Here is a 15746-nt window from a genome sequence, read left to right on the forward strand (position 1 = left end):
GGCGGGCTTAGACCACTGGCAGCGCCAGGACTTCCCGCGCGGCGCGGCGGTCGCGCAGCTCGGTCATCCAACGTTCAAGGTTCGGCCGCGCGGGGCGCTCCATCGGCAAGCCTAGCCAGCGCTGCGTGGCACAGCCGCACACGATGTCGGCCATGGTGAAACGCTGGCCGGCCACGTAGGGCTGCTTGGCCAGCACGGCTTCGAGGATGGCCGTGCTGCGCTCCGCGGCCTGGCGCGAGCGTTCAATGCGCGCGGTGTCGCGCTGGTCTTCCGGCGTGCGCACGAGCTGCAGGAACGCATCCACCATCGACGGGCTGTATGACGTGGTTTGCCAATCCATCCAGCGGTCGGCATCGGCACGCTCGTGAAGTTCGAGCGGATAGAGGTTGCCCGGGCCGTAGCGTGCCGAGAGATAGCGCACGATGGCGTTGGATTCCCACAGCACGAAACGGGTGTCGCCGGAATCGTTCAGGCCGTCTTCGATGACCGGGATCATGCCGTTCGGGTTCATCGCCTTGAATTCCGGCGTGTCGACACCGCCAAAGGCGCCGCCGACGTCGATGCGCTCATGGTCCAGCGAAAGCTCATGCGCGCACCAGACGACCTTCTGAACGTTGACCGAAGAGAGTCTTCCCCAGATCCGCAGCATCGACGACGGCTCCTTTCTTGAATGGATGGAATGGATTGTTATGTAATTTAGGCGGCCTTGGGCGTGAGCGCTGCGATTTCCGCACGGATCAACTCGCCCAGCACGGCAATGCCTTGCTCGATGCGCTCCGGTGCCACCGTCACGAACGCCAGCCGCAAGGTGTTGCGACGCGGCGCATTGGCATAGAACGGCGCGCCCGGCACGAAGGCTACGTTGCGCGCGACGGCCTTTTCCAGCAGCGCCATCGTGTCGATGCCTTCCGGCACTTCCACCCAGATGAACATGCCGCCTTCCGGACGATTCCAATGCACACCGGCCGGCATATGGCGCGTGAGCGAGTCGAGCATCGCCTCGCACTGCTTGCCATAGAGGTTTCGGATGCTCGGGATGTGCGTGTCGAGCAGGCCGGTCTTCAGCACCTCGTACGCCACGCGCTGCGTGAAGCTGGGCGTGTGCAGATCCGATGCCTGCTTGGCCTGCACGAGTTTGAAGTGGATGTGTTCGGGCGCGATGATGTAACCCAGGCGCATGCCCGGCGCCAGGATCTTCGAGAACGAGCCCATGTAGATCACGCCGTCCGGATTGAGCGAGCGCAGCGACGGCAGGGCATCGCCGGTGTAGCTCAGTTCGCCGTACGGATCGTCTTCCACGAGCAGCACGCCGAGTTCCTTCGCGCGGGCCACCAGGGCTTGGCGGCGGTCCAGCGGCAGGCGGCGGCCGGTCGGATTCTGGAAGTTCGGGATCGTGTAGAAGAAGCGCGCGCCGGCAGCCAGCTCTGGCGTGAGCGCGTCCGGCAGCAGGCCTTTGTCATCGGTGGCGATGGACGTATAAGTCGGCTCAAACAGCGAGAACGCCTGCAGGGCGCCCAGGTACGTCGGCGTTTCGACCAGCACCTTGCTTTGCGGGTCGATGAAGATCTTGCCGAGCAGGTCTAGGCCCTGCTGCGAGCCCGTGGTGATCAGCACGCGCGAAGCGGTCGTGCCATGACGCTGGGCGATCCACTCACGCAGCACCGACAGGCCTTCGGTGGGCGTGTACTGCAGCGAGGCCTGCGGGTTGTCGGCAAACATGCGGTCGCACGCCGCCTGAATCGCTTCGACCGGGAAGGTGACGGGGGCGGGCAGGCCACCGGCAAACGAAATGACCTCAGGACGTTCGGTGATCTTGAGGATTTCCCGGATCGCCGAGCTGGTCAGTTTCTGAGCGCGGCTGGAGAAGGTGCAGGCGGTGTGGTCCATTGTGTGGTCCTAGTGTTGCGGCGCCCACCTCGTGAGCGGGTGCCGTGGGTGGGCAAAGCGAAAAGAATAGCAGGCAACCGGCCCATCCAACATTGGGCCGTCACCTTAGAGACTGCGCGAAAAAGCGTCGCTCAGGCGACTTCGGCAATCAGTTCGATCTCGACGCACGCGCCGAACGGAATCTGTGCGACGCCGAAGGCGCTGCGGGCATGCTTGCCGGCGTCGCCAAACACGTCGGCGAACAGTTCCGATGCGCCGTTGGTCACCAGGTGTTGCTCGGTGAATTCCTGGGTGGAGTTCACCAGGCTCATCACTTTGACGATGCGCTTGACGCGGCTGAGGTCACCGCCGAGGTGCGTGTTCAGCGTGGCGATCAGGTCGATGGCGATGGCCCGTGCCGCGGCCTTGCCTTGCTCGGTGGTCATGTCGGCGCCGAGCTTGCCAACCCAGGGCTTGCCGTCTTTCTTGGCGATGTGGCCGGACAGAAAGACCTGATTGCCGGTTTGCGCGGCCATGACGTAGGCGGCAGCGGGGGCGCCAGCGGCGGGCAGTTCGATGCCGAGTTGCTTGAGCTTGGCCTGTGCGTCGTGCGAGGCGGTCATGAAGACTCCTTGTTGAGTGCGGTAAACAAAAGAGGGAAGACGTTGCTATCGGCGTACCGACGTTCGCCGGCCGATGCCGACCACGGCAATCACAGCCAGCGCAAACAGCACGGTGGGGGTGTCGAGCGATTCGCCCAGCAGCAGCCAACCGCCGATCAACGTCATGAAAGGTTGCAGCAATTGTATCTGGCCGACCCGCGCAACACCGCCTGCCGCCAGGCCGGAGTACCAGAACAGGAAGCCGATGAACATGGAGAAGGCCGACACGTAAGCCAGCCCGATCCAGGCGCGGGACGACGCATGTGCCAGCGCTTCGGCCTGATGTGTCGACGGCAGCCACGCCAGCGCGCCCACCAGCGGCAGCAGCACGGGCAGCGAGACGACCAGCGCCCAGGCAATCGTCTGCGTGCCGCCCAGCTGGCGCGCGAGCTTGCCGCCGGTGGCATAGCCGAGGGCGCCCGTCACCATCGCGGCGAAGAGCAGCCAATCGGCGCGGTGCAGCGTGCCGGCACCTTGCAGCAGCGCAAATGAAACGACGAGCACACTGCCCACCATTGCGCAGAGCCAGAACCCTGCAGACGGCCGCTCGCGCCCGAACCAGGCAGCAAAGATGGCGGTCGCAAGCGGCAGCAGGCCGGTGATGATGGCGCCATGGGCCGCCGGCACATCGCGCATCGCCAGCGATGAAAACAGCGGAAAACCCACCACCACGCCCAGCGCCGTCACCGCAAGTTGCCACCACTGATTGCCGCGCGGGCGTTTGGCGCCGGAGAACGCGCCCGTGGCCGCCAGCATCGTCAGCGCTAGCGCACTCGCCAGCACCGCGCGCGCCAGCGCCACGAAGGTGGCATCCAACTCGGCGACGGCCATGCGCGTGAACGGCAGCGTCTGGCTGAAGATGGCCACGCCGACGAAGCCGAGCAACAGGCCCCGGCGTTCAGCGTGGTCAATGTGTGCAATGGGCAGGGCGGCGGATTTGTTCATGGCGGCCGCTCAATCTGCAAACGCCACAGCCACGCGTCGGTTCTGGCGGCTCTTCTTTTCGATCTTGGTGACGACAACGCGGCCGATTTCTCCGGTGGCGCGCACATGGGTGCCGCCGCAGGGCTGGCGGTCGATGCCGTCGATGTGGATGATGCGGATGGCCGATGCGCCCGCCGGCGGCGCCGCGCCGATGGTGCGCACGAGTTCGGGCTGTGCAGCCAGTTCCTCCGGCGTGATCAGGTCGATGCGCACCGGCGTGTTGCGGCCGATGAGTTCATTCAGTTGCGTGGTGAGCGTGTCGCGGTCGAGCGTCGATTCCGGCAGGTCGAAATCGATGCGGCCGGCGTCTGGCGAGATGCCGCAGCCCGTGACCGGCACGGGAATCAGCGAGCCCAGCAGGTGCAGGCATGTATGCAGCCGCATCAGCCGGTGGCGCCGCTCCCAGTCGATTGCGGCCGTGACGGGCGTGCCGGGCGCGAGCCGCGTGAGGCCAGCGCTGTCGGCAGGCACATGCAGAACGGTTTGGCGATCGGGGCTGTAGACGGTGTCGGCAATCGCAACGGCTTGCCCATCGGCCAGGGCGAGCGTGCCGGTGTCGCCGGCCTGGCCACCGCTGCGGGCGTAGAACACCGTTGCGTCCAGCTCGATGCCCTCCGGATGCACGGCGACGACAGTGGCGTCGCAGGTGGCGCGGTAGGCGTCTTCGTCAAAACGTTTCAACGTGGGCATGTGATGTCTCCGGTTCGCTGGGGCGGAATTCTGACCTTGATGCTACCGAACTGTGTCTGTACAGTACCTGTACACTTTGTCGTGGTGCTTTCTGTACAGTTTTCAGCCCGCTTCCGCCTACCTCGTCATGAATTCCACCTCTCACATCATCAGCCTGGATGGCCGCCGCGCCGCTGCCCGCCCGGCGGCGGAGCAGTTGCCGGATCCGATTCCGTCGGCGCAGATGACGCTGGTGGACCAGCTCACCGAATGGGCGCGCATGCGCATTGACGAGCGGGTGTTTCGCGCAGGCATGCGCATGCCGTCGATCCGGCAACTGGCGCAGGAGAAGAGCATTTCCCGGTTTACCGTGGTGGAGGCGTACGAGCGGCTGGTGGCGCAGGGGTATCTGGAATCGCGCCGGGGCTCGGGCTTCTATGTGAAGGAGCGCCACACGCCGCTGCCCGAAGAGCCAGTCGCGCCGCCGCCCACCGCCGCCCGCAAGATCGACGTGACCTGGCTGCTGCGGAACATGTTCCATTCTGCCGAGCCGCGCAAGGCGCCGGGTGTGGGCTTCTTGCCCAACGAGTGGCTGGATGGCGAGCTGATCGCCAACGCGCTGCGCTCGCTGGGGCGACTGAACGGCAACCAATTTCTGTCGCTGGGCACGCCGCAGGGCTTCTTGCCGCTGCGCCAGCAACTGCAAACACGGCTGGCCGAGCTGGAGATTGGTGCGCGACCCGAACAGATCGTGGTGACCTCGGGGATCACGGCCTCACTTGACCTGATCGCGCGTCAGTATGTGCAGCCGGGCGACACGGTGCTCGTGGGCGATCCGGCATGGTTTCTGATGTTCGGCCGTTTTGCCGCGCAGGGTGCGCAGGTGATCGGTGTGCCCTACACCACCGAGGGGCCGGACTTGGTCGCGCTGGAAGGGTTGGTACAGGCGCGTCGCCCCAAGCTGCTGGTCATCAACTCGATCCTGCACAACCCGACCGGTACGTCGCTCTCGGCTGCCAAGGCATTCCAGTTGTTGCGGTTGGCTGAGCAGTACGGCTTTCTGATCGTTGAAGACGACATTTATGGCGATCTTGCACCGCCCGGTTATCAGGCGACGCGGCTCGCAAGCCTGGATCAGTTACGCCGGGTGATTTATCTGAACAGCTTTTCCAAAACGCTGGCGGTGAACTTGCGCGTGGGTTTCATTGCCTGCCACCCGGAACTGGCCAAGAACCTGACCGATGCCAAGCTGTTGACAGGGTTTGCTACGCCCGAGATCAACGAACGCGTGCTCTACAAGATCCTCACCGAAGGCCAGTATCGCAAGCACGTCGAACGCGTGCGCGGCCGCCTGGACCGTGCGCGCGATGCCGTTCAGCGGAACCTCGAGCGCATGGGCCTGAAGCTGTTTGCGCAGCAGGGCGCGGGCATGTTCCTTTGGGCCGATACCGGGCAGGACACCAATGCCATCGCGCGCGCCGGGCACGAGCACGGCTATGTGTTTGCGCCTGGGAGCCTGTTTTCGCCGTCGCAGATGCCGTCGACTTGGATGCGCTTCAACATTGCGACCAGCACGGACCCGGACTTGCTCCGGTTCCTGGCGGAACAGCTCGAACGCGGGGCTTGAAAACCGGGCGCCACGCCACATCTAGCTTCACAAATTCATGCGGGCGCACGCGCAAGGTGTAGCCCGCTTCTCTTTCCACTTTCCAGACTTTTTATGCACACCATGAGCGCACCGCACGAGAAGATGGCTTTCCAGGCAGAAGTGAAGCAGCTTCTGCATCTGATGATCCACTCGCTGTACAGCAACAAGGAAATCTTCCTGCGGGAGCTGGTTTCCAATGCGTCAGATGCGGTGGACAAGCTGCGCTTTGAGGGCATCGCCAACCCGTCGCTTCTCGAAGGCGGTGGCGAGCTGGGCATCCGCATCGGTTTTGATGCCGCCGCGCGCACCATCACGATTGCCGACAACGGTATCGGCATGAGCCGCGATGAAGCCATCCGCAACCTTGGCACCATCGCCCGCTCGGGCACGCGCGAGTTCTTCAGCCAGCTTTCGGGCGACCAGCAAAAGGATGCCGCGCTGATCGGCCAGTTTGGCGTGGGCTTCTACTCGGCGTTTATCGTGGCCGATCGCGTGACGGTGGAATCGCGCCGCGCTGGCGTAGCCGCCAATGAAGGCGTGCGCTGGGAAAGCACCGGCGACGGCGAGTTCACCGTCGACACCATCGAACGCGCCGAGCGCGGCACCACCATCACGCTGCACCTGCGCGAGGGTGAGGACGATTTCCTCTCCGCCTGGCGCGTGAAGTCGGTCGTGCAGAAGTATTCGGACCACATCTCCCTGCCGATCCAGATGCGCAAGGAAGCGTGGGACGAAGAGAAGAAAACGATGGTGCCCCAGGACGAATGGGAAACCATCAACCAGGGCAGCGCACTGTGGGCACGCCCGCGCGCTGATGTGACGGACGATCAGTACATCGCCTTCTACCAGCACATCGCCCACGAAAACGGCAAGCCGCTCGCCTGGACGCACAACCGCGTGGAAGGCCGCAGCGAATACACGCAACTGCTGTACATCCCGACCAACGCGCCGTTCGACCTGTGGGACCGCGAGCGCCGCAGCGGCCTGAAGCTGTACGTCAAGCGCGTCTTCATCATGGACGATGCCGAGCAACTTTTGCCCGGCTACCAGCGCTTCGTGAAGGGCGTGATCGATTCGGCCGATTTGCCGCTGAACGTCTCGCGCGAAATCCTGCAGGAAAGCCGCGATGTGAAGGCCATCCGGGAAGGCTCCACCAAGCGCGTGCTGGGCATGCTCGAATCGATGGCCGAGTCGGATGACGCGGCCGAGAAGGAAAAGTACGCCACGTTCTGGCAGAACTTCGGCCAGGTGCTCAAGGAAGGTATCGGCGAAGACCACGCCAACAAGGACCGCATTGCCAAGCTGCTGCGCTTTGCTTCCACGCACAACGAAGACAGCGCCCAGACCGTCTCGCTGGCGGATTACATCGGCCGCATGAAGGAAGGCCAAAACAAGATCTACTATGTGACGGCCGAAAACTGGACGGCTGCCAAGTCGAGCCCGCATCTGGAAATCTTCCGCAAGAAGGGCGTGGAAGTGCTGCTGCTGACCGACCGCGTGGACGAGTGGATGCTCTCGTTCCTGCACGACTTCGAAGAGAAGGAACTGGTGTCGGTGGCGCGTGGCGATCTCGATCTGGGCGCGATGGAAGACGAGGCCGAGAAGGCCGAGCACGCCAAGGTGGAGGGCGAGTTCAAGCCGCTGGTTGAGCGTGCCAAGGCGGTGCTGGGCGACAAGGCCAAGGACGTGCGCATCACGCATCGCCTGACCGATTCGCCGTCGTGCCTCGTGGCCGATGAAGGCGACATCAGCGGCACGCTGGCACGTCTGCTCAAGCAGGCGGGCCAACAAGCGCCCGACAGCAAGCCGGTGCTGGAGCTGAACCCGACGCACCCGCTCGTGCGCAAGCTCGCGCTGCTGGAAACCGTGACCGGCAACGAAGCCGATCGCGCCGCGTTTGAAGATCGCCTGCACGTGCTGTTCGATCAGGCGCTGCTGGCTGAAGGCGGCGCGTTGGCCGACCCGGCAGCTTACGTGCAACGCGTGAACCGCTTGCTGGCCTGACGACAAGCGTGACGCTCAAGCGATGCTTTCCGCCTGTGGTCGACGCGCACACGCGCGTGCTGATCCTGGGCAGCCTGCCCGGCGAAGCATCGCTTGCGCAATCGCAGTACTACGCTTACAAGCACAACCAGTTCTGGCGCCTGGCCGGTGAGGTAATCGGCCAGGACCTGCCAGACATGGAATACGCCGCACGCTTGAAGACGCTGCTCGCGCATCGCATCGGCTTGTGGGATGTGGTGGCGGAGGCCAAGCGAGAAGGCAGTCTCGACAGCAAGATTCGCGACCATGCTGGAAATGATCTGGCCAGCCTCATTGCTTCACTACCCGAGCTGGCGGTGATCGCCTTTAACGGCGGCACCGCCGCGCGCATGGGTGTGAAGGCACTGGGCGACATCGGCGACCAGCACACCATCCTCAAACTCCCTTCCAGCAGTCCTGCTTATGCAGCCGTGCCGTACGCCCAAAAGTTGGTGGCGTGGCAAGCGCTGCGTGAGTGGCTGTCGTAGCGCTCTGCTACCTTGTCAGCCCCTCGTACAGGCCGGTCACGTCATCCATTACCTGAAGAATGCGTTCGCTGGTTGTGGCAACGTTGCGCAACTGCTCTGCGCGCGTGCCTTCGGTCTGTTTGAGTGCTTCGGCAAAGAACAGCCACTGCGTGCTGGCGAGTTGCAGTTCACTGTTGATTGCCCCGGAGTTCTGCGGCGCAGACGTGAGGAAGGCCTGAGCAGCCGCAAATTCCTTCATGGCTGAATCGAGATCCTGTGTCATCTGCGCAGAGGTAATGTCCCACGCACGGAACATGCTCAGCTTGGCAATGCGCTGCGAAAGCATCCGCTGGCGGCCGGCCACGTTGATCAGCTTGCCCGTTGACGTGCCCGATTGTTTCTCCAGCAGCACCGTGCCCTGTTGCGCGAGCTTCAGCACGTCTTCGCTGGCTTGGGCGATCTTCCTCGCGTTGTCGATGTTGGGCTCGCTGGCTGTCAGCAACTGCCTGTAGACGAGCCATGTCTGTTCAAGTTTGGCGTAGGTGTCCTTGATCTCGGGTGTGGGCGCGAATGCCTTCAACTCCGTAAGCTGCCGATCAAAGAGCGCGACGGACTGCTCGAGAATCTTCTTCGATCGCTCGACCTCCACGCCCAGGCCGATCTGGCAATACGCCTTGGCCATGCGCTGCGACAACATGCGCTGGCGGCCCGCCTTGTTGATGGCCGCGTTGATCGTCAGCGGCTGCGCGCACGCGTTCCCCATCAGCCCCGATAGCAGGGCGGAGCACACAAGCAAGCGGATGAATTGCAGATAGGGTTTCAAGCGGTTCTCCGTCTCATGATCAACGCAGCGACATGTGCCCGAACGTTCGCGATGCCGGCGTCGATGGCCGGCGCGTGCCGGCACCGGGCTGCGCGGCATCGTCGGTTCCGACGACATTGCGGATCAACTGGTCCATCTCCTGGATGATGTCTGCGAGCACCGTCGTGATGACGGAGAATTCACGCCCGTACGGCCCTGCACGCGCCGCCGAGACGCGCGCGTTCATGGCGACGATGTTGGCCTGCATGGAGATGCGCCCGAGGTGCGCGGCAATTTCTGCCTGGCGTTTGCGCAGTGCGACTTCGCACACGTGCATCTCTTCTTGATAGGCCTGCGTGATGGTCTGCAGCAGTTCCAGCATGGGCGTGGCTTGCGCCACGAGCGCATCAAGAGACGGCTTGCGCTGGGCCGTGCTGGTCGACAAGGTATCGATAGCGCTTTTGACCAGAACGATGAACTCGCGGACGCGCGCGTCACCACGCAGCTTGCCGAAGTAGAGCTGACGCAGCGCTTCCGAGAATGCCCCGGGCAGGCGTGCATTGCCCTCGACAAGATCGGTGTGTGCCGACGCGAATGTCGTCAAGCATGACCGTGCGATGTCGAGCGCGGCGGCGTGACCTTGAGCGGCCAACACCATTTGCAGCACGATCCGTTGCGACAGCATGCGTTGCCGTCCGGACAGGTTGATCAGCTCGCCAATGGTCTCGACGGACACATCGGCCCCAGAAGCCGGGGTGGAGGAAGCGTTCATGTCATTGCCTTGGTGGTGGTGCCGACGGCTGATGCCGCGCGTCGGCCAAAAAAAAAGGCGCTCCGAAGCGAGCTGGCGACGCACCGGTTGCCCGGGTCGTGCCGTGTCGCCTCGGAGCGCCGTTGCCCCGGACGCCCCCTGCGGAGCGTGTCATTGCGATGTGCCAAGGTGTATCAAGGCCGCCGTTGGCCTTGTCCTTGCCAATGCAATAGCCATGCCACGCACGAGATGAGGGCGGCACCGTCGATCAGCACACGTCAGGAGGAGCCGCCGCACTAATCTCGTGCCAAATGCCTCATGACGAGGCGTGCGCGTGCGTCATGCAGTGGCGGAGTCGCTGGCCTACACTGTGCCCCTGCGCAAAGGAGCGCGGCGCCGGCGGATCGTGCAGAAGATCGTCGGCGGCCCCAACGATGCATACCAAGGAAATCACTTCCATGACCACACCTTCGATGTACGAGTTTCTGGTCCCGACCGTGAACCGCATGCTGGGTAACCTGTCGGACCTGCTCGACAAGGCGGCTGCCTACGCAGAAGCGAAGAAGTTCGACCCGGCAAATCTGATGACCGCGCGTCTGGCGCCGGACATGCATCCGTTCACGCGGCAGGTGCAGATTGCCTGTGACCAGGCCAAGGGCGGTGCGGCGCGTCTGTCTGGCAACGAGGTGCCGTCGTACCCGGATGTGGAGACGACCATTCCAGAGCTGAAGGCGCGCATTGCCAAGACGCCGGAGTTCGTCAACAGCATCGACCCTGCTGCGTTCGCCGGCAGCGAAGATCGCCAGATCACGCTCAAGAGCCCGACGCGCGAGCTGCAGTTCACGGGCATCGACTACCTGCGTGGCTTCGTGCTGCCGAACCTGTATTTCCACGTCACCACCGCTTACGCGCTGCTGCGCCATAACGGTGTGGAGATCGGCAAGATGGATTTTCTCGGTCGCCCCTAAGAAGCGCCTGGCTTCAAAGACAACGCCGGCTGCCTGACGACAGGCACCGGCGGTTATTGATGGGGCAGCTCCATGCGCGTTCGGGGGTGTCCATGCGCAAACGTTAAGGGCGCGTCACACCTCCGCCGCAGCGCATCTGTCACAATCGCGCCCGTGGCCGACGCGGGGGGCGTCGGTGCATTTCACTCTCGGGCCTTCACATGCCGTTTCTCGGAATCGGGTTTCACGTCATCGTCGCGCTGTTCTTTGCGGTGCATGTTGTGCGCAACAACCAGAACATGTACTGGTTGTTCATCCTCTTTGCGTTTCCATTGCTGGGCAGCGTGGTGTATTTCTTCGCCATCTATCTGCCCGAGATGCGCCACTCGCGCGGCGCACGTGTTGCCAGCCGCGCGGTGACGCAACTGATCGACCCAAACCGTGCCGTGCGCGAAGCGCGCAACGATTTCGACCGTGCGCCAACCGTGCAACACCGCCTGCGCTTGGGCGAAGCGCTGCTGGACGCTGGCGATGCCAAGGAGGCGCGCGAGCATTTCGAGCAGGCGGCTACAGGCCCGTTTGCCGGCGACCCGGCCGTGCTGCTGGGTCTGGCCCGCGCGCAGTTCGCCACGGGCGATGCGGCACTTGCCAAGGGCACGCTCGACAAACTGTTCGAAGCGCATCGCGTGACGCGCCAGCAACCCGAGCCGACATTGCTGTACGCACGCGCATTGGCCGCGACAAATGCGCCGAATACGCGTCAAGCATTCGAGCAAGCCCTGACCTGTGCGAACGATGCGGCTGCCCGTTGCCTCTTCGGCGAATGGCTGCTCGCGCAGAACAACGACGCCGACAAGCAGCGCGCCCAGGCCCTGTTTGAAGAGATTCTGCGCGACGCCAAGCACTGGACGCGCTATGCCAAAGACCACAATCGCGAGTGGCTGCAGCGCGCTGCTGCCGCTCAGTCTTCTTCCCGTTGATCCGCTTTATGACGCTGTTGAAACGTAAATCCATCGAGGCCGTCGCCTCGCGCCGCCCGGCCCGCGCAAAGCGCGAAGACCGCCTCGACCACGACGATGAACCGAAGCGCATGGCCCCGCGCTTTGCGCCGGTCACGTTCTCTGAGCTGGCAGGTGTGCGCTATCTGCACTTCGGTACCGAATGGGTGCAGGGCGCCATGCGCCTGTCCAAGCCCGATGCCATCGAACTGGAATATGCACAGCAGATGATGGCGTGGTTGCTGTTTCTCGATCCGGCCACGAGGCCGGATTTCCACGTCGTGCAACTCGGTCTCGGCGCTGCCGCCCTGACGAAGTTCTGCCATCGCCAACTCGCGCCCGCGCAGGTGACGGCGGTGGAGTTGAACCCGTCCGTGATCGTCGCGGCGCGCAGCATGTTCGGCATGCCGTTTGACGACGCGCGCTTGAGCGTGCTTGAGCAGGATGCCTACGACTGGGTGATGGACGCCAGCCACCACGGCACCGTCGATGCCCTGCAGATCGACCTGTATGACGCCACCGCGCGCGGCCCCGTGTTGGATACGCCGGCGTTCTACAAGGCTTGCCGCCAGGTACTGCGCTCGCCAGGCGTGATGACGATCAACCTGTTTGGCGATCACACCAGCTTCCCGCGCAATATCGAGCGCATTTGCGATGCATTCGACAACCGCGTGCTGGTGTTCCCGGAAGTGCATGACGGCAACGTGATTGCGCTGGCGTTCAATGGCCCGCCGCTGCACGTCAGTTGGGAAGCCGTGCAGGCGCGTGCCGCAGCGCTGCAGGCCTCGCTCAAGCTGCCGACCAAAGGCTGGGCAGAAGGACTGCGCAGTGCCAATGCCGGCCAGGAAGACGCGCTGTCCATCTGATTTCTGTATGCAGCCAATGCAAAACGCCCCGGCAGTGCGGGGCGTTTGCTTTTGGGGAGAGGGCTCAGGCGGCCTCGCCCATGCCGGGCATCTGGTCAATGAAGCCGGTCACCGTTTGCATACGGCTACCTTCAATTCGCACGAAGTCGGTGCCCTTGACCAGCGCCTGGCCCTCGGGGCCGAGCGTCCAGCGAAAGCGGATCGTGTCCTGCACAACATCCACGCCGCCGTCGCGCGCAAAGCGGAAACCGGGGAACTTGGCCTGCACGCCTGCAATGAGGGCGTCGATGCCGTCATGGCCGGTGCCTTGCATCAGCGGATCGACATACGTGGCGCCTTCTGTCCAGGTCTGCGCGACGAGGGCGCGGCGCTGGGCAGCGTCCGTCGCGTTCCACGCGGCAATGTAACGGTCGACCAGCGTATCGGCGAGCGTGTCGTTGGCGGCGAGTTGGGTGGCAGTCATGGCGTTTCTCCGTTCGAAGTGGGAAGCTTTGCCAGCGCGGTGATGATCGATTGCGCTGGATGGCTTCATCTTCGGCGCCGGCGTGGATGGTGTCGATTACGCGTCAGGTAATCGGTGCTCTTCCGAAGAGGAATACGCAGGGCACTGCATCTTCATCCGGTTTCGTCCCCTGATCCCGTTTTTCGCATGGGTTTGCAGATCGACGGCGAGACTCCGGTAGCCTTCGACCTCCGATTGGAGGTCCGGCATGCACAAGAAAATCACAGGCGAGCCATCGCGCAGTCTCTCACCGTTGCCATCGTCTGTATCCCCGACTGAGCGCACGGTTCAAGAAGGGGCAAGTCAACCGACGGTGCGCACACGTTCCCCCGCGTTTGCGAATCTTCCCGCCTCGCGTACCGGCGGGGCGGCACGGGTTTCGGCCGCGCCGGCCAAGATTTCCGACGCGGAGTTGGCACTCGCTGCGTACCTGCTTGCGCGTGCAGTGGATGGGCGCCCGGTGGCCGCATCGGAAATATCTCGCCTTCGCTTGGCGAATGCCAGCGTGAACGAGACCCGCCAATTGCTCAAACATGGTCGCGGTAACGTCGACGTGGACGTGCAAGCCACCCACAACGAAAGTACATGGCGGACGAAGGCAGCACGGACGTTCAGGCTGGAACGTGAGCGGAAAGCAAAGGTGCCCTGGAACGCGTTCGCCCAACGGGCGCCTTATTCCGCCGCCGCGGCATCGGTATTCGGCGCAGGAAATTGTGGCGAGCACACGAGCACGACGAGCGTCTATCACAGCCGCCGGTTGGCGCCTGACGAAGAGGTGCATTACGTGAGTGATCCGGCCGCAGGACACGCTTGGGCGGAAGGCCGGGTGCCGCACGCCCCAACTGCCGAGCAGCCGGAGCGGACGGTCGTGATGGACGCCTGGGCCGCTGGGCCCGCGGTGCTTGCATCCGACGGCCGCTTCGCCAAGCGCCGCGACGGCCTGGAAACTACGCTGCACTTCAACGCAGAAACGGGCCGCGACGCCCGCATTACTGCCAACGATCTGGTTCTGGAGGCACGTTCTGCAGGCCCCGCGGAAATCGCCCGGCGTGTGCAAAGCGAAGCCGGACCTACCGCCCGCTTCGCTGCCTTTATCGATTCTGTCCTGCCAAGCGGTGTTGGTCACTGGCGTGAGCAGCACGTTCTTGACGGAAATTTTTCGCAACGGGTGAAGGGCAAGCTTGCCGCTCCAGCGGATCGGCCCCAGATTCGTGGGCTGGCCGTGCGCGTTGCAGAACAGCTTGGCGTGCCGGCTCAGCAGCGTTCAGCAGAGGCGCAACGAATCATCGAGGCGGCCTACGCTATGTTGCCGGACCGGTGAAGCGGATAGCGCCGGCGCCGGCCGGAGGCGAAAAGGGAGACGAGCTTCCCGAAAACATCACTTGGATAGCAGCCGCATCGCCGATTCCAACCCGGCAATCGTCACCGGATACATCCGCGTTTTCACGATCTGGTTGATGACCGAGATGGACTGACGGTATTCCCACAGGCCTTCCGGCTCGGGGTTGAGCCAGACGAATTTAGGAAACTGTTCGATCAGCCGCTTCAGCCACGTGGCGCCGGCTTCAGCGTTGTTGTATTCGACCGAGCCGCCGGCCTGGAGGATTTCGTACGGGCTCATGGTCGCATCACCCACGAAGATCAGCTTGTAGTCGGGCGGATATTTACGGATGACGTCCCAGGTGGAGAAGCGCTCCGCGTGGCGGCGCCGGTTGTTCTTCCACAGCCATTCGTAGACGCAGTTGTGGAAGTAGTAATACTCGAGGTGCTTGAACTCGGTCTTGGCGGCGGAGAAAAGTTCTTCCACGCGCTTGATGTGGTCATCCATCGAGCCGCCCACATCCATCAGCATCAGCACCTTGACGTTGTTGTGCCGCTCGGGGCGCATCTTGATGTCGAGCAGACCGGCGTTGGCGGCAGTGGAGTGGATCGTGTCGTCCAGATCCAGCTCGATGTCCGCACCATCACGCGCGAACTTGCGCAGGCGGCGCAGCGCCACCTTGATGTTGCGCGTGCCGAGTTCAACGGTGTCGTCGTAGTCCTTGTATGCGCGTGCTTCCCACACCTTGACTGCGGTGCGGTTGCCCTTTGATGGCCCGCCGATTCGGATGCCTTCCGGGTTGTAGCCGCCGTGCCCGAACGGCGATGTGCCACCGGTTCCGATCCACTTGCTGCCGCCTTCGTGGCGCTCGTGCTGTTCGTTCAGCAGTTCCTTCAGGCGCTCCATCAGCTTGTCGAGGCCGCCCATGGCCTCGATCTTGGCCTTCTCCTCTGGTGACAGCTCGCGCTCCAGCTTCTTGGTGAGCCAATCGAGCGGAATATCCGCGCGCCAATCCACCGCGCCTTCCACACCCTTGAAGTAGGCGCCGAACGCCTGATCGAACTTGTCGAAATGCTTTTCGTCCTTCACCAGCGTCATGCGCGCCAGGAAGTAGAACTCGTCGAGCGACGGTGCGATGACCTGCTGCTTGAGCCCTTCGAGCAGCGTCAGGTATTCCTTGACCGAGACCGGCAGCTTGGCGTGCCGCAGCGTGAAGAAGAAATCGATGAGCATGGTGGTCC

General features: G+C 63.5%; 16 protein-coding genes. 7 read left to right on the top strand and 9 right to left on the bottom strand.

All coding sequences use genetic code 11. From position 1 onward, the window contains the following. Positions 1-7: 7 nt before the first annotated feature. From NKG59_RS10810 to NKG59_RS10830, 5 genes are all read right to left on the bottom strand, one after another. Positions 8-649, bottom strand: a complete 642-nt coding sequence (locus NKG59_RS10810) for a glutathione S-transferase family protein (protein ID WP_253536703.1) — start codon at positions 647-649, stop codon at positions 8-10. Positions 650-696: 47 nt separating this feature from the next. Beyond that, positions 697-1887 (bottom strand): aminotransferase-like domain-containing protein, encoded by a 1191-nt coding sequence (locus tag NKG59_RS10815; RefSeq protein ID WP_253536704.1) that lies wholly within the window; start codon positions 1885-1887, stop codon positions 697-699. Positions 1888-2018: 131 nt separating this feature from the next. Then, positions 2019-2489 (bottom strand): RidA family protein, encoded by a 471-nt coding sequence (locus NKG59_RS10820; protein WP_004629056.1) that lies wholly within the window; start codon positions 2487-2489, stop codon positions 2019-2021. A gap of 45 nt (positions 2490-2534) precedes the next feature. Further along, entirely contained in the window at positions 2535-3473 is a 939-nt protein-coding gene (locus tag NKG59_RS10825) for a DMT family transporter (RefSeq protein WP_253536705.1), read from the bottom strand. A 9-nt stretch (positions 3474-3482) separates the two neighbouring features. After that, positions 3483-4202, bottom strand: coding sequence for an alanyl-tRNA editing protein (locus tag NKG59_RS10830; protein WP_253536706.1), 720 nt, complete (start codon positions 4200-4202; stop codon positions 3483-3485). A gap of 52 nt (positions 4203-4254) precedes the next feature. On the opposite strand from NKG59_RS10830, the gene NKG59_RS10835 reads away from it, so the two are divergent. The 3 genes from NKG59_RS10835 (at position 4255) to NKG59_RS10845 (ending at position 8339) form a co-directional block, all read left to right on the top strand. Then, positions 4255-5808, top strand: coding sequence for an aminotransferase-like domain-containing protein (locus tag NKG59_RS10835; RefSeq protein WP_253536707.1), 1554 nt, complete (start codon positions 4255-4257; stop codon positions 5806-5808). 102 nt (positions 5809-5910) lie between these two features. Continuing rightward, positions 5911-7833 carry a molecular chaperone HtpG gene (gene htpG / locus NKG59_RS10840; RefSeq protein ID WP_253536708.1) on the top strand — a complete coding sequence of 641 codons (1923 nt, stop codon included), beginning with the start codon at positions 5911-5913 and terminating at the stop codon, positions 7831-7833. Positions 7834-7841: 8 nt separating this feature from the next. Continuing rightward, the gene (locus tag NKG59_RS10845; protein ID WP_045204448.1) at positions 7842-8339 is read left to right on the top strand and encodes a DNA-deoxyinosine glycosylase; all 498 of its coding nucleotides are present in this window, start codon (positions 7842-7844) and stop codon (positions 8337-8339) included. A gap of 7 nt (positions 8340-8346) precedes the next feature. On the opposite strand, the gene NKG59_RS10850 is transcribed toward NKG59_RS10845, so the two are convergent. Both NKG59_RS10850 and NKG59_RS10855 read right to left on the bottom strand, forming a co-directional pair. Continuing rightward, positions 8347-9081, bottom strand: coding sequence for a type IV pili methyl-accepting chemotaxis transducer N-terminal domain-containing protein (locus NKG59_RS10850; protein WP_253537481.1), 735 nt, complete (start codon positions 9079-9081; stop codon positions 8347-8349). Between the two features lie 79 nt (positions 9082-9160). Next, positions 9161-9892 carry a type IV pili methyl-accepting chemotaxis transducer N-terminal domain-containing protein gene (locus NKG59_RS10855; RefSeq protein WP_253536709.1) on the bottom strand — a complete coding sequence of 244 codons (732 nt, stop codon included), beginning with the start codon at positions 9890-9892 and terminating at the stop codon, positions 9161-9163. Between the two features lie 437 nt (positions 9893-10329). Between NKG59_RS10855 and NKG59_RS10860 the strand changes: the two genes are divergently transcribed. From NKG59_RS10860 to NKG59_RS10870, 3 genes are all read left to right on the top strand, one after another. Then, positions 10330-10839 (top strand): DUF1993 domain-containing protein, encoded by a 510-nt coding sequence (locus tag NKG59_RS10860; protein WP_253536710.1) that lies wholly within the window; start codon positions 10330-10332, stop codon positions 10837-10839. A gap of 200 nt (positions 10840-11039) precedes the next feature. Further along, complete coding sequence (locus NKG59_RS10865; protein ID WP_253536711.1) at positions 11040-11798, top strand: tetratricopeptide repeat protein; 759 nt, start codon at positions 11040-11042, stop codon at positions 11796-11798. An 8-nt stretch (positions 11799-11806) separates the two neighbouring features. Beyond that, positions 11807-12682: a class I SAM-dependent methyltransferase gene (locus NKG59_RS10870; protein WP_045204444.1), complete on the top strand. Its 876-nt coding sequence runs from the start codon at positions 11807-11809 to the stop codon at positions 12680-12682. A 64-nt stretch (positions 12683-12746) separates the two neighbouring features. Here the strand turns inward: NKG59_RS10870 and NKG59_RS10875 are convergent, their stop codons facing one another. Further along, positions 12747-13145: a nuclear transport factor 2 family protein gene (locus NKG59_RS10875; protein WP_253536712.1), complete on the bottom strand. Its 399-nt coding sequence runs from the start codon at positions 13143-13145 to the stop codon at positions 12747-12749. 544 nt (positions 13146-13689) lie between these two features. Here NKG59_RS10875 and NKG59_RS10880 point away from each other — a divergent pair. Next, entirely contained in the window at positions 13690-14505 is an 816-nt protein-coding gene (locus tag NKG59_RS10880) for a hypothetical protein (RefSeq protein ID WP_253536713.1), read from the top strand. Positions 14506-14562: 57 nt separating this feature from the next. Here the strand turns inward: NKG59_RS10880 and NKG59_RS10885 are convergent, their stop codons facing one another. Next, the gene (locus tag NKG59_RS10885) at positions 14563-15738 is read right to left on the bottom strand and encodes a vWA domain-containing protein (protein WP_253536714.1); all 1176 of its coding nucleotides are present in this window, start codon (positions 15736-15738) and stop codon (positions 14563-14565) included. Between the last annotated feature and the right edge of the window lie 8 nt (positions 15739-15746).

Origin of the sequence: Ralstonia chuxiongensis (assembly GCF_024158925.1) — a bacterium.
Classification (GTDB): domain Bacteria; phylum Pseudomonadota; class Gammaproteobacteria; order Burkholderiales; family Burkholderiaceae; genus Ralstonia; species Ralstonia chuxiongensis.